The 13,814-nt window shown below is 37.6% G+C and carries 11 protein-coding genes; 1 reads left to right on the top strand and 10 read right to left on the bottom strand.

The features are described 5' to 3' along the window. Positions 1-9 precede the first annotated feature (9 nt). Genes moaD through moaA form a run of 5 tightly spaced genes read right to left on the bottom strand, consistent with a single transcriptional unit; the run spans position 10 to position 4,060 of the window. On the bottom strand, positions 10-243 hold the full coding sequence (gene moaD / locus BN2144_RS04265; RefSeq protein WP_033827074.1) for a molybdopterin converting factor subunit 1: 234 nt from the start codon (positions 241-243) through the stop codon (positions 10-12). Continuing rightward, the gene (locus tag BN2144_RS04260; protein ID WP_033827073.1) at positions 236-712 is read right to left on the bottom strand and encodes a molybdenum cofactor biosynthesis protein MoaE; all 477 of its coding nucleotides are present in this window, start codon (positions 710-712) and stop codon (positions 236-238) included. Before BN2144_RS04260 ends, moaD begins: the two co-directional genes overlap by 8 nt. Further along, the gene (locus BN2144_RS04255) at positions 693-1,976 is read right to left on the bottom strand and encodes a molybdopterin molybdotransferase MoeA (protein WP_033827072.1); all 1,284 of its coding nucleotides are present in this window, start codon (positions 1,974-1,976) and stop codon (positions 693-695) included. Before BN2144_RS04255 ends, BN2144_RS04260 begins: the two co-directional genes overlap by 20 nt. A gap of 10 nt (positions 1,977-1,986) precedes the next feature. Next, complete coding sequence (locus BN2144_RS04250; RefSeq protein ID WP_033827071.1) at positions 1,987-2,997, bottom strand: MoeB/ThiF family adenylyltransferase; 1,011 nt, start codon at positions 2,995-2,997, stop codon at positions 1,987-1,989. A gap of 52 nt (positions 2,998-3,049) precedes the next feature. After that, complete coding sequence (moaA, locus tag BN2144_RS04245) at positions 3,050-4,060, bottom strand: GTP 3',8-cyclase MoaA (protein WP_033827070.1); 1,011 nt, start codon at positions 4,058-4,060, stop codon at positions 3,050-3,052. A 406-nt stretch (positions 4,061-4,466) separates the two neighbouring features. Here moaA and BN2144_RS04235 point away from each other — a divergent pair, with 406 nt between their 5' ends. After that, positions 4,467-5,105 carry a GDSL-type esterase/lipase family protein gene (locus tag BN2144_RS04235; RefSeq protein ID WP_033827068.1) on the top strand — a complete coding sequence of 213 codons (639 nt, stop codon included), beginning with the start codon at positions 4,467-4,469 and terminating at the stop codon, positions 5,103-5,105. Positions 5,106-5,248: 143 nt separating this feature from the next. On the opposite strand, the gene BN2144_RS04230 is transcribed toward BN2144_RS04235, so the two are convergent. The 5 genes from BN2144_RS04230 to BN2144_RS04210 all read right to left on the bottom strand — a co-directional run bounded on the left by BN2144_RS04230 (position 5,249) and on the right by BN2144_RS04210 (position 13,604). Continuing rightward, positions 5,249-6,760, bottom strand: coding sequence for a tetratricopeptide repeat protein (locus BN2144_RS04230; protein WP_033827067.1), 1,512 nt, complete (start codon positions 6,758-6,760; stop codon positions 5,249-5,251). 76 nt (positions 6,761-6,836) lie between these two features. Further along, positions 6,837-7,523, bottom strand: a complete 687-nt coding sequence (gene narI / locus BN2144_RS04225) for a respiratory nitrate reductase subunit gamma (protein ID WP_033827066.1) — start codon at positions 7,521-7,523, stop codon at positions 6,837-6,839. A gap of 15 nt (positions 7,524-7,538) precedes the next feature. Continuing rightward, entirely contained in the window at positions 7,539-8,099 is a 561-nt protein-coding gene (gene narJ / locus BN2144_RS04220) for a nitrate reductase molybdenum cofactor assembly chaperone (RefSeq protein ID WP_033827065.1), read from the bottom strand. Between the two features lie 359 nt (positions 8,100-8,458). Then, positions 8,459-9,931, bottom strand: a complete 1,473-nt coding sequence (narH, locus tag BN2144_RS04215; protein ID WP_033827064.1) for a nitrate reductase subunit beta — start codon at positions 9,929-9,931, stop codon at positions 8,459-8,461. Further along, positions 9,921-13,604 (bottom strand): nitrate reductase subunit alpha, encoded by a 3,684-nt coding sequence (locus tag BN2144_RS04210; RefSeq protein ID WP_033827063.1) that lies wholly within the window; start codon positions 13,602-13,604, stop codon positions 9,921-9,923. Before BN2144_RS04210 ends, narH begins: the two co-directional genes overlap by 11 nt. Positions 13,605-13,814: the final 210 nt, after the last annotated feature.

The following is a 13,814-nucleotide window of genomic DNA, read 5'->3' as shown; positions in this document are numbered from 1 at the left end:
AAACTCCAATCATCCGCCACTAACGGGAGGAATGAGGGCAACCGTATCTCCTGAGCGAATTCTATCACTATCGATTGCGTACTCTTCATTTATTGCAACCATTACAGATCCCATCATAGAAGGATGATATGTTTCTATTAACAGATTTTTTAATTCTTTTACACTAATTTCAGACATATCAAAGGTAAGTTCAGTTTGTCCGATTTCATCTTGTAAGTGGGCAAAAAGTAAAATTTTAATCATTTTTCTCACCATCCAAATTTGGTTTTCCGGTTGGGTATGCTATATTCTCGGACTGATCTCCAATCCATGTCTCACCATTTTCCCAATGTTCCTTTTTCCATATTGGTACCATTTGTTTAATCCGTTCAATGGTATACTCGTTTGCCTCATAGGCGGCTTTTCGATGGGGGGATGAAACAGCAATACAAACAGCAATATCTGAAATATTTAAACGACCAATTCGGTGGGTAATTGCAATTTGAGTACCTGGCCAGTTTGTTTGAACTTCATTGCCAATCGTTTGTAACATTTTTTCAGCCATTGGAACGTAAGCTTGGTATTCCAAATATCGTGTTCGTTTTCCTTTTGTCCATTCGCGAACAGTGCCAGTAAAGGTAGTAATCGCTCCCGCATTACGACATGCTACTTTTTTCATTAAATCTTCTACGACAATGGGCTCATTTACAATTTCAAATCGTTTCTCTGACATGATTAAACTCCTTTATACCATCTTGATTCTCTAATAACATTACCCGAATCGCCATTCCTTCTGTATACCCTCTCGTTCCTCCAGGTAAATAGATTAATATATTTGCTTCGGCCAAAGAAGAGACAACACCAGATTTATCAAGACCAACTGGATAGGCTATTAGTTTCCCATGCTCAAAAGATAAGCGACCTCGAACAAACCGGTCAAATGGATTTGGTTTAGGGAAGTCTCTGCCTAAATAAGCAATGGACTGTGATACAAACGGCGATGCACTATGTAAAAATGCACGAATAATCGGGCGAGTAAACAATTCAAAACCAACATAACAAGCAGACGGATTTCCAGACAAACCAAATAAGAGCTTTCCATTTAAAGCAGCGACCGTTGTAACGCTACCAGGTCGCATACCAACTTTATTAAATAATACTTCAGCACCTAGTTTTTTATATATGTCAGGTAAATAGTCATAATCACCGACAGACACGCCCCCTGTAGTAATTAAGAAGTCGACTTTGTTTAATGCATCTTTTACTTTGTTAAAACATGTATCAAAATCATCACTAAATTGTCCAAAATAAATTGGTTCACCACCAGCTCGTTCTACTTGTGAGGCGACCATAAAGGCATTACTGTTTCGGATTTTTCCAGGTTGTAGTGGCTCATCAACTTCAAGTAGTTCACTTCCTGTTGCGATAATCCCAACGTTCGGCTTTGTACTTACTGGGACTTGTTTATAGCCAAATGTCGCTAATAAAGCTACGATGCCGGGATTTATAAACGAGCCTTTTGTTGCAAGAACCGTCCCTTTTTTCGTATCTTCACCAGCAAAAGAAATATTATCGCCTGGCTTCATCTTATGTTTTACGTGAATAAATGATTTCCCGTTTCTGTTTCGTTCCCGTACGAGTTCAAGCATAACGACAGCATTTGCCCCTTCAGGAATAGCGGCACCGGTCATAATTCTTACAGCTTCACCACGCTCGATCACTTTTGGATAAACACTTCCTGCACCAATTTCTCCAACGACTTCTAGTTGAATCGGGTTTGCGGATGAAGCAGTTTCTGTGTCGGCGGCATTTATAGCGAATCCATCATAAGGTGAGCGGTCGAAAAATGGAACATCATTCGTTGCAATTAAATCTTCACCTAGAAACTGCCCGTAACTTTCTTCAATAGGAATGGTGTAAATGGGTCCAGCTGTTTTATATGCCATCATCCGTCGAATGGCTTCTTCTACTTTGATGGGTGTTCGTTTCTCTAACATATAACTCCTCCTAACCTACGAGTTGATAAAAAATACTTTTAGCCTTTTCAATTGAGTTTGTGCCGTGGATTAATGCCCGTCCATCACGGAAAAATATGATACGATAATTTTTATATTCAATGGATAGTAAATAAGGGTTTGTTTTTACTGGACCGAGCTGTTGTAGACGTTTCTTCAATGTATCCATTTCAAATTTATAACGTGCCCGAATTTGAACCGTATTCCGCCCACAAAGAACCTCTGTTTTCGTTTGTGATTGATAAGCTAATGTAGGATATGTTGGTTCATTACCACAAGTTGGACAACTGCTCTTTTTTGCACGGGATATGTTAATCATTTGATACTGATTGTTCCATAAATCAAAAGTGACTAGTTTTGTTCGTAATGCAGTTCGATCTTCTACTAAAATCTTTAAAGCTTCAGCTGTTTGGTGAGCGGCAACCATTTGCACGGCTGGAGAGATAATTCCGACTGAGTCACAAGTGGCTCCCATGAATGGTGTTATGTCTAGTATACATTGAAGACAAGGAGAGTCACCCGGAATTATTGTATAGCTCATCCCGGTACTACCGACACAAGAACCCATTATCCAAGGAATACGAAATTTATGAGAAAGGTCATTTACAGTTAAACGGATATCAAAATTATCAGTGGCATCAATGATAAGGTCGACATTCGTTAAAAGTGGGGGAAGGTTTTCACTTGTTGCATCCATTACATATGTTTGAATGTTGACCGTTGAATTAATTTCTTGTAATCTATTTTTTGCTGCGATAGCCTTTGGAAGTTGTTCATGGTAATCATTTTCGGTAAATAGCGTTTGTCTTTGTAAATTGCTTTCTTCAACATAGTCACGGTCTACAATAGTTAGTTGTCCTACTCCTGCCCGAACGAGACTTTCAGCATTCGCAGTTCCTAAAGCCCCGCAGCCAATTAGTAAAATATGCTTTTTTCCAATTTTCTTTTGTCCGGCTTCTCCAATTGGCAAAAATCGTATTTGCCGAGAATATCGTTCGGTCATACTGCTAGTTCCTTTCTATATAAAATTGTTCGCATTGTAATCGAATTGCTTATTAGCCACCAATATAAGACATTTCGATTTTTTTACGGTTTTTAGCTGTTTCCTCTGTCCGTTCATCTGAATATCTGTCTTGACGACTTCCCCAAATTTTTTTAATTGTTTCAGTAAGTTCTGTGTCACTTACACCGTTTCGAATCATTTCCTTTAGGTCAAATCCATTTGTTGCAAAAAGGCATGTGTATACTTTTCCATCTGCGGCAAGTCTTGCTCTTGTACAAGTAGAACAAAACGACTCAGATACAGATGTAATAAAACCAACTTCTGCATTCGATCCTTGGTAACGATAACGCTTAGCTACTTCGCCGATATAAGAAGGATTAATAGGTTCTAAACGGTATTGTTGTGATAAAATAGTATAGATTTCTTTCTTCGTAATGACATTTTTAAAATCCCAACCGTTTGTCGATCCAACATCCATAAATTCGATATATCTCAACGGAATTTCGTGTTTCATAAAGTAATCAGCCATTGGAACAATTTCCTGTTCATTTAACCCTTTTTTCACAACCATGTTTACTTTAATCTCAAGACCCAAATCTTTTGCTTTATGTATTCCTTTTAAAATATGGGTAGAAGAGACACCACTATCATTGATCTTTTTACATAAATTTTCATCTAGGGCATCTAGACTTGTGTTAATTCGCTTTAGACCAGCTGTTTTTAAATCATTTGCCATTTTCTCAAGAAGTACACCATTAGTTGTTAAACCAATATCTTCTAATCCGTCTATTTTTGTTAACCGTTCAATTAAGTGTGGTAAGTCTTTCCTTAATAATGGTTCACCACCAGTCAAGCGGATTTTTTTGACACCTAGCTTGACAAAAATTTTTGCGAGCCGCTCAATTTCTTCAAAACTTAATAACTGGTCTTTTGGCATAAATGCATAGTCTCGACCGAAAATTTCCTTTGGCATACAATAGGTGCAACGGAAATTACAACGGTCTGTTACTGAAATTCGCAAGTCGTGCATAGGCCGACCTAATTTATCTAATAACATCGTCATACGATGATCTCCTTTTATATAACTTCATATATTTTATTTTAGCGCTTAATAGATTTTCCTCTGTAAACTACATCACAACCGTTTCATTTGCATTCGTTTCGGTAATGAAATGGTGAAAATTAGTACGAATAAAACTTTCTTTCATAATTAGTTTATTGAGGATAAAATAAAGTATGAATATAATCGATAAATAGATGAAAGAAATGATTGGGCTGTGGAAGGGATTTGCGATATCTATTTTTGTGGAAAATAAAACGATTATACGGGTACAAAAAGTTTTTCAAGAGGATATACTTAGTGGAAGTGATATACGGGTAAGCTTCTTTATGGTATATTTGTGTAAACGGTTTCAATTAATAATATTTATCTACCAAATTAATTTCATCGTATTGAGAGGGATAAACACATGGTAAAAAGAATTGTTTGTTTTGGAGACTCAAATACTTGGGGATACAATGCAATCGATGACAGTCGATTTCCTGAGGGGGTACGTTGGACAAGCCTACTCGCTAATTTACTAGGAGATGAATTCCAAGTAGTGGAGGAAGGTTTATCAGGCAGAACGAGTGTTATCGATGATCCTTTATTTGAGGGACTTAATGGACTGAATTACATACATCCTTGCTTAATGAGTCATGTTCCTTTTGAATTAGTTATCATTATGCTTGGAACAAATGATACAAAGGAACGATTTAACTTAACTGCTTATAATATTGCTCAAGGTATAACAAGACTTGCGGTGAAAGCAAAAATGATTGCTACCAATAGTTGTGGCCCAAATTCTAAGGTACTTGTTATTGCTCCGCCGCCAATAGGAAAAGAATATATTCATTCGGAAGTAGGTAAATCAATGGGGCGAGGGTGTGACCGAAAATCTGAGGAATTCCCGGAATATTTAAATGACCTCCTTCAAGAACAGGCTATTCACTTTCTTAATACGAGAGGTCTTGTACCAATGAATACGATTGACTATATGCATTTAGATGAAACAGGTCACCGTATGTTAGTAGAGCTTGTTTATAGGAAAATAAAGGAAATTTTATAATGTTATGGAAATAAAGGCGATTTTCCATCAGTGGGGGATACTCATTCTCCACTGATGGTGAGACATTGGATACAATTACGCAAGGAGTAGGAAATTTAAGTAATGATTAGTTGGAATTACTCGCTTCGGTCTTATCATAACAACTAGTTTTCATGGATATTTTGGTTAATTTGTATTTTTACGAGCATATCTTCATATGTGTATCTTTTCTTTCGTTGGTTTGTCCGGCTATAAAATTCAATCATGGCAGCCAATGCTTCTTCAACAATTCCAAAGTCTTTTACTTTTTTAAGAATCCGGAAGCCTTTTTCATAGTAATCTTCAGCTTGCTGCATATCTTTTTCCTCGATATGCTCACAGCAATAACCGAGTCGCATATAAGTGAGTCCTTTTTCCTCTCTACAGCTTGTTGAAGTCAACTTATCGTAAGTTTGTAAAGCACTTAGATAGTAAAGGTGGGCATGTTCAAAATTTTGTTGTTCTAAGTAATTAAAGGCAATCGCTTGTAAAGTATCCCCATAGCTTTTCGACTGTTTATGTCCGGTACTCTCTAAACCTCTCAAAAATTGCTGATACATTTTTAACGCATCATTAAATTGTCTCTCGTGTGAGTAAATTTTTCCTAATCCATATAAAAATTGCATACGAATATTTGGGAACCTATCGGAAAGTTCCAATCCTTCTTCTAAATAGTCTTTCGCCGCAACTAATTTATCCAATTTAATGAGTAACATGCCAATTCGAGCGTATGTAAAAACAAGAATTGGATGGGGATTCTGTTTGGTGAATAATAAATGTTCGAGTGCTTTTTTATAATAATTAACAGCCCGAGGGTAATTCGCCATATTTTCATCAATTTCCCCAAGCATCATTAGTGCCTTGATTTTATCTTCATGACTTACATCATTGCTCTCTTCAAATATTTTTAAAGCTTTCATGATAGCTGAGCGAGCTTGTTTTAAATCTGTATAATAATAAACTTCACCGATTTTTATGAGAGTGTGGGCAACTTCAATCGGATTATTGTCCTTTTTAAACTGTTTTACCAAGTCGCTATAAAGGATCTGCGCCTTTTCATAGTTTTCATTTTTTATATATGCCTTTGCTATTATATCAATTAGGTCTATAACAATCGGATGTGTCTGTGGATAGACAAGGGTAAAATAATGGATTGCTTTTTCTGTTTGATTAATGCCGCTTTGATAATCGTCATCACTAAAGAAAATCTTTCCGAAGCTACGGTAAATAAGGCCATAAGCTAGATGGTCAGTTGGTCTGTTTTTATCAAGCCAATCTAAAATTTTTGCGACAGCTGTTCTTGCCTTTTTCAATTGGCTATATTCCGTTTCAAGCGCGATGTAATTTAAATATGTATCAATAATTTCACTTGCAAAGGTCACTTGATCGACTGAGTGAACTAAATGAAGGGCATTACGAAAATGACTTGCGGATGCGTCATAATTACGTATTTGTCGATAGTATTTACCAATTAGTGTATATGCTTGGAATGCCAGGCTCGTTTTAGTGGTTTGTTTACTTAAAACTTCTAATTGAACGATGAACTTTTTTACATCATGTAACTTTCCATTTCCTAATAGATTTTTCACAGTATCAATGATGGATGGGATTTGGCTTGGATTTTTTTCTGTCATCATACGAACCACTCCTTTCATGCTTGTTTATAAATTTCTAAAAAAAGGAGCCATATGTCTCCATACAGCCCCCTGAACATTAAGCTTCACGTATACGCCTTTTATAAATAACGTAATTTCTTCTTAAGTAACGAAGCGGGAAGCTAAATGCATGTACCAATCTAGTAAAAGGCCAAATGATATAAAGCGCGAATGTAGATAAAATATGAATTTTAAACCAGATTGGAATATATACCATTAGTTCCGGCTGTACATGGAAAGTGAATAGTCCTCGGAACCACGGTGCTATCGTTGTTCGATAGTCAAAACCGTTCGAATTGATATTTAAAGTCGTTGCAGTAAGACCTGTTCCAATCGCTAAAATGACAAAAAATAATGCTACCCAGTCACCAGTTGAAGTTGTCAGTTTAATCCGTTTCACACGAATTCGTCGATAGAATAATAGGAAAATACCAATAAAGGCAATAATTCCAGCTGGCATCCCAAGAATAATAGCAATTCGATGATATATATGTTCCGGTATACCGAGTGCTTCGTAAAATTCTATAGGTACAAGAATACCTGCGATATGTCCACCGAAAACGAAAATAATTCCCCAGTGAAAGAGTAGTGAACCGACTCGTAATCTTCTTTTTTCTAAAAGTTCACTTGATTTTGTTGTCCAACCAAACTGGTCCTTTTGGTAACGATAAATCAGCCCACCAATGAATATTGTTAGAACGATATATGGCAATATGGCCCATAAAAATAGATTAAGTCCATTCAAGAAGAGCCCCTCCCTTTAACTAGTAGATTCGTCTTGTTCTTGTCGTGAAAGTCCATTTCTCTCCATGCAAAGCAGCAACGCATCAAGTAGGTAGCCGTAAAAACTATTTGCTTCATGAAATTTATTTTGCATTTCTAAAATTGAATGATAATGGTTTTGTAAAAGATCATTGCTTACAGGTGTAGAAACATTTCCGCAAAATTCAAGCATAAGTGGTAAGTAATCAGGTAATTCTTTGTCAGTAATGTCAAAGCCGTGTTCCTTGTAATATTCTTTTAACTTTAATAGTTCAATTCCGCGTTCACGTGCTTCTCCAGAATTAAAATAAGTAACATATAAGTTTGTTGTTCTACCGAAGTCGAACTGTTCGATATAGTGATTAATTAATTGTTCGGTAGGCGTGTTATTTAACACATCAATAAATTGTATAAGAATTTTCTTTAGTTCAGGGTCATTTAAATTTTGAATTTCTTTTTGTAGCTCAGGAAGGATTGAATGTAATTCGTTGTCTGGATATTGAAAAAGAATCGATATAAGTTGATAGACGACGGATTTTGTTTCCTGATAATTGGTCATGTATGAACCCTCCTTTAGTAAAAAATGATTTTAAAGCTAGTTCTGGTATTGAATGATGCCTTTCTATAACCGAGATCTTAGAAAGCTAGTGAAAATGGTCATATAGGACGAGCCTATGAACCAAAATTCCTTGAAACTAGGCAAAAAAAGGTTGATAGAACGCGTCTATTAGCCCGAATTCCTTAAAACTAGTCAAAAAAGGGTTGATAGAACGCGTCTATCCGCCCGAATTCCTTGAAACTAGTCAAAAAAGGGTTGATAGAACGCGTCTATAAGCCGAAACCCCCAAGAAATAGGCAAAATCGTTCCATAAAGTAGGGGAATAAGGCCCAACTCAATCCCTTTCCCAAACGATAATCTTAAGACAATACACCACAGCCACCCGGGCCACCAGCAAAGTCTAAGCCACATGCCCCTTGGTCATAATATAAGTCTTGTACTTCTTCTTTATGGCTTTTTGGGATAACAAAACGATCTTCATATTTAGCAATTGCGAGCAAACGATACATTTGTTTTATTCCATCTTCTGTTAAGCCGAGTTCATCAATAATTTCCGTATCAAAGGATTTTCCTGTAGTTTGGGCACGCATGTAACTCCGCATGACGGCCATCTTTTTCAATACGGTACGAATGTGGTTTGTATCCCCAGCTGTTAACAGATTTGCCAAATATTCAATTGGAATCCGCATTTCATCAATAGCAGGAAAAATATCATACCAATCAGCATTGCTTCCTTTTCCTTCAATTGTATTCATAATCGGACTCAAAGGTGGAATATACCAAACCATTGGCATTGTCCGGTATTCTGGGTGAAGTGGCAGAGCGATTTTCCATTCAATAATCATCTTATAGATTGGAGATTTTTGTGCAGCTTCAATCCAGTCCATAGGTATTCCCTCTTCTAATGCCGCCTTGATTACTTCCGGATCATTCGGATTTAAAAAGATTCCTAGTTGTGAATGATATAGTTGTTTTTCATCTTCCACAGATGCGGCCTCTTTTACTTTATCTGCATCGTAAAGCATGATTCCGATATAACGGATACGCCCGACACAAGTTTCCGAACAAATTGTTGGTTGACCATTTTCGATTCTTGGGAAACAGAGCGTACATTTTTCCGCTTTATTCGTTTTCCAGTTAAAATAAACTTTTTTATACGGGCAGCTTGTGACACAATGTCTCCAAGCACGACAAGCATTTTGGTCGACAAGAACAATACCGTCTTCATCACGTTTGTACATTGCACCAGAAGGACAAGCCGATACACATGGTGCATTAATACAATGTTCACAAATACGTGGTAAGTACATCATGAATACATCTTCAAATTCTGTTTTAATTGATTCTTCCATTTTTACAACATTTGGGTCACGCAGCCCGGTAATATGTCCCCCGGCAAGGTCATCTTCCCAGTTTGGTCCCCATTCAAGGTCCATAAATTCACCGGTTATCGTTGACTTTGCACGGGCAACAGGTTGATGTTTTCGTTCAGGGCTATTTGTTAAAGTTTCATAGTCGTAATCCCAAGGTTCAAAATAATCATCTAATTCAGGTTGGTTAGGGTTGTAAAAGATGTTTAAAAGGCGATTCACTTTTGATCCTGATTTTAATACAAGTTCACCATTTTTTAGCTCCCAACCACCTTTATACTTATCTTGGTCTTCCCATTGTTTTGGATAACCAATACCAGGTTTTGTCTCGACATTATTCCAGTACATATATTCAGCACCAGGCCGGTTTGTCCATGTGTTTTTACATGTGACACTACATGTATGGCAACCGATGCATTTATCAAGATTCATAACCATTCCTACTTGAGCCTTAACTTTCAAGCCAGTCAACCTCCTTCAATTTTCGAATGACGACATTTAAGTCACGCTGATTTCCGGTTGGTCCGTAATAGTTGAAACCGTAACTTAATTGAGCATATCCACCAATCATATGTGTTGGTTTAATATGAATACGAGTTGGACTATTATGTGTTCCTCCACGATTTTGTGTTAATTTCGTTCCTGGAACATGAATATGGCGATCCTGAGCATGGTGCATAAATGCTACTGTTCTTGGAATTCGGTGAGAAACAACGGCACGAGCAACAACAACGCCATTTCGATTGAAGCATTCAATCCAGTCATTATCACTTACACCAATTTCCTCTGCATCATCTTTGTTTAGCCAAATCGTTGGTCCACCACGGAACAGGTTCAACATTGGTTTCGAGTCAAAATACATCGAATGAACCGACCATTTATTATGAGGTGTTAAGTAATTTAATGTAATTTCTTTTCCTTCTGCATCCGGACGTTTTGAGTGGAACGGCTTTTGATTTAAAATTGGTTTATACACGGCCAATTCTTCGCCAAATTCCTTAATCATGTCATGGTCAAGGAAGTATGATTGTCTTCCAGTTATTGTTCGGAATGGAATCATTTTTTCTATATTTGTTGTAAAAGGTGAATACCGTCTGCCATCCTTCTCCGAACCACTAAATGCAGGTGATGTAATAACTGTTTGTGGTTGGGCAGTAATTTTTTCAAACGTAATGAGATCACCTTCCCGGTCTAGTGCTAAGTCTTTCAGTTCTAGGTCGGTTTGTTTTTCCAACGATTCCCAGGCGCGTACAGCAATATTCCCATTTGTTGTAGAAGAAAGAGCGAGTACGGCTTCACAAGCATTTTTTGCATCACTAATATCAGGACAGCCGTCACTAATTGTACCGTTTTGAATGGTGCCTAGTTTTCGTTTTAATTCGTTATATTCTTTCTCTATACTCCAATTAATCCCTTTACCACCAGATGGCTGTTTCTCCACATTCGGTCCAAGGGCAATCATTTTATTGTAAATTTGTTTATAATCCCGTTCGACAACATGAATTTGTGGCATCGTTTTTCCAGGGATTGGTTCACATTCACCTTTTGACCAGTCTAAAATCTTCCCGAGTGGTTGTGCCATTTCGGCTGTCGTGTCATGTTGAAGTGGTGTAGCAACAACTTCCTTAATTGGTTCTAGGTCAAGCTCTTCTGCCATGTCGGAAACAGCTTTACCAATTGTTTTAAAAATATCCCAGTCTGACTTTGCTTCCCATGGTGAGGCGACTGCTGGATTAAATGGATGAACAAATGGATGCATGTCGGTACTAGATAAGTCATGTTTTTCATACCATGTTGCAGCAGGTAAAATAATATCGGAATAAAGTGCGGTACCTGACATACGAAATTCCAAGTTTACGAGTAAGTCAACTTTTCCTTCTGGTGCCTCATCATGCCATTTTATTTCTTCTGGCCGGATACTGTCTTCATCAGAGTTTAAAAGACCATGTGTTGTCCCAAGTAAGTATTTTAAGAAATATTCATGTCCTTTTCCTGAACTAGAGATTAAGTTTGCCCGCCACACGAATAAGTTTCTCGGGAAGTTAATCGGATTGTCCGGATCTTCAATCGCAAATTGTAATTGTTTTTCTTTCAATTGCTTTGCCACATAACTCCCAATCTCCTCGGTCGTTGTATAGCCAGCTTGGACGGCTTCGTTGTATAAGTCAATACCGTTTTTGCTAAATGTAGGGTAAGATGGTAACCAACCAAGTCGTGCGGCCATTACATTATAATCGGCTGGATGTTGATATCTAGCCTTATCAACAGTTGCTGCTGATAAATCATTTAAGGATGTTTCCTCAAAGCGCCATTGGTCGGTTGCAAAATAGAAAAATGATGTTCCATTTTGTAATTTTGGTGGGCCTTGCCAGTCCTTTGCAGTTGCAATTGTATTCCAGCCTTCTACCGGACGTAGTTTTTCTTGTCCGACATAATGAGCCCAACCGCCGCCGTTTACACCTTGCGCACCTACTAAAAGGACAAGATTAACAATGGCGCGATAGATTGTGTCAGAGTTGTACCAATGGTTAACACCAGCTCCGATAATAATCATAGAGCGTCCTTTTGTATCAATTGCATTTTGGGCAAATTCACGAGCGATTTTTGTGACCAACTCTTTATCTACACCAGTAATTTGTTCTTGCCATGCTGGTGTGAATGGTGTGAGATCATCATACGAGGCAGCTACTTCTCCGCCAAGTCCGCGATCAATTCCATAGTTGGCTAGCATTAAGTCGTAAACAGAAGTGACAAACTGTTCTTTACCGTCAATGATAAGCTTTTTAATTGGAATATTTCGTTGAATCGTTCGTTTTCCTTGTTCGTCAAAATATGGCATATGGACGGTAAGCACGTCATCCTCCATACCTAAAAAGCTTAATACAGGTTCAATTGCTTCATTCGTATTTTCATCAATTAAATGTAGATTCCATTTACCACTTTTATCCCAACGAGAGCCCATTGTGCCGTGCGGGATAGAGTAACCACCAGTGTTTTTGTTATACATCGCTGGTTTCCATTCATTATTCTTAGATTCAATACCTAGATCCTTCGCATGAAGGAAGCGGTCTGCTTTATAATCCCCATTTTCATTTTTTAAAAGAACAGCAAATGGAAAGTCTGTATATTGTTTTGCATACTCTTCAAAGTACGGTGTCATATTTTGGTGATAAAATTCATTCAAAATGACATGACCCATTGCCATAGCGATAGCACCATCTGTACCTTGTCTAACGGAGAGCCATTCATCTGCAAATTTTGTTGATTCGGCATAATCAGGGCTAACTGAAATAACCTTTGTACCTTTATACCTTGCTTCAATTAGGAAGTGAGCATCAGGTGTTCTTGTTAACGGAACATTTGAACCCCAAGTAATGATATAGTTCGAGTTATACCAATCTGAGCTTTCTGGTACATCTGTTTGATCCCCCCATATTTGTGGTGATGCTGGTGGAAGATCTGCATACCAATCATAAAAGCTTAACATTGGTCCACCCATTAAGTGCATGAAGCGACTTCCGGATGCATAACTAATCATAGACATCGCAGGAATTGGGGAGAAACCAACATTGCGGTCTGGTCCGTATTTTAAAGTTGTGTAAAGAGTAGATGCTGCGATAATTCTTGCCGCTTCATCCCAGCTAGTTCGTACGAGTCCACCTTTACCACGTGCTTGTTTATATTGTTTAGCTTTTTCTTTGTCTTCAACAATTGACTTCCAAGCATCTAAAGGATTGTCATACGTTGCAGTTGCCTCTCTCCATAAATCTAATAATTTTTTTCGTATGTATGGGTATTTCACACGAAGCGGACTGTAAATATACCAGGAAAAACTTGCTCCTCTTGGGCACCCTCTAGGTTCGAATTCTGGCATATCCGGTCCAGTTGTTGGGTAATCAAGCTGTTGACCTTCCCAAGTAACGATTCCGTCCTTTACGTAAATATTCCAACTACATGATCCAGTGCAGTTTACCCCATGAGTCGAACGAATTACTTTATCATGTTGCCATCTTCGTCGATATACATTTTCCCAATCCCGATTGCCAACTTGTAATTGACTGTGATTATTGGCATACGTTTCTATAGGTTTTAAATATTCAAATCGTTGCCAAAGTGGAGAAGACTTTTTCTTCATCGATATCCTCCTCGTATACATATATTGGTTACTTTCTCCATTTAAGCATTTAGGTATATTATTTTGATGTGAAGTACATCACAGGGAAGGGGGGAGCAGTGTTGCGGATATTCTATTAAAAACTGTCGATTAGAAAATATGAAAATGTTAGATTCGATTATGAAAATTTGTTCAAAATATCTACACACGATTTGGATCTAGAGTGATTTA

The sequence above is a fragment of the Bacillus andreraoultii genome (genome assembly GCF_001244735.1).
GTDB lineage: Bacteria > Bacillota > Bacilli > Bacillales > Caldibacillaceae > Caldifermentibacillus > Caldifermentibacillus andreraoultii.
Note: the sequence above shows the minus strand (reverse complement) of the source record. Positions and strands in the feature narration are given on the sequence as shown.

What these genes read in the sequence shown, in the direction of transcription:
- BN2144_RS04230 (WP_033827067.1), bottom strand. Translation starts at nt 6,760, where the DNA reads ATGATGACAGAAAAAAATCCAAGCCAAATCCCATCCATCATTGATACT.
- BN2144_RS04210 (WP_033827063.1), bottom strand. Translation starts at nt 13,604, where the DNA reads ATGAAGAAAAAGTCTTCTCCACTTTGGCAACGATTTGAATATTTAAAA.
- BN2144_RS04235 (WP_033827068.1), top strand. Translation starts at nt 4,467, where the DNA reads ATGGTAAAAAGAATTGTTTGTTTTGGAGACTCAAATACTTGGGGATAC.
- moaA (WP_033827070.1), bottom strand. Translation starts at nt 4,060, where the DNA reads ATGACGATGTTATTAGATAAATTAGGTCGGCCTATGCACGACTTGCGA.
- BN2144_RS04260 (WP_033827073.1), bottom strand. Translation starts at nt 712, where the DNA reads ATGTCAGAGAAACGATTTGAAATTGTAAATGAGCCCATTGTCGTAGAA.
- narJ (WP_033827065.1), bottom strand. Translation starts at nt 8,099, where the DNA reads ATGACCAATTATCAGGAAACAAAATCCGTCGTCTATCAACTTATATCG.
- BN2144_RS04250 (WP_033827071.1), bottom strand. Translation starts at nt 2,997, where the DNA reads ATGACCGAACGATATTCTCGGCAAATACGATTTTTGCCAATTGGAGAA.
- BN2144_RS04255 (WP_033827072.1), bottom strand. Translation starts at nt 1,976, where the DNA reads ATGTTAGAGAAACGAACACCCATCAAAGTAGAAGAAGCCATTCGACGG.
- moaD (WP_033827074.1), bottom strand. Translation starts at nt 243, where the DNA reads ATGATTAAAATTTTACTTTTTGCCCACTTACAAGATGAAATCGGACAA.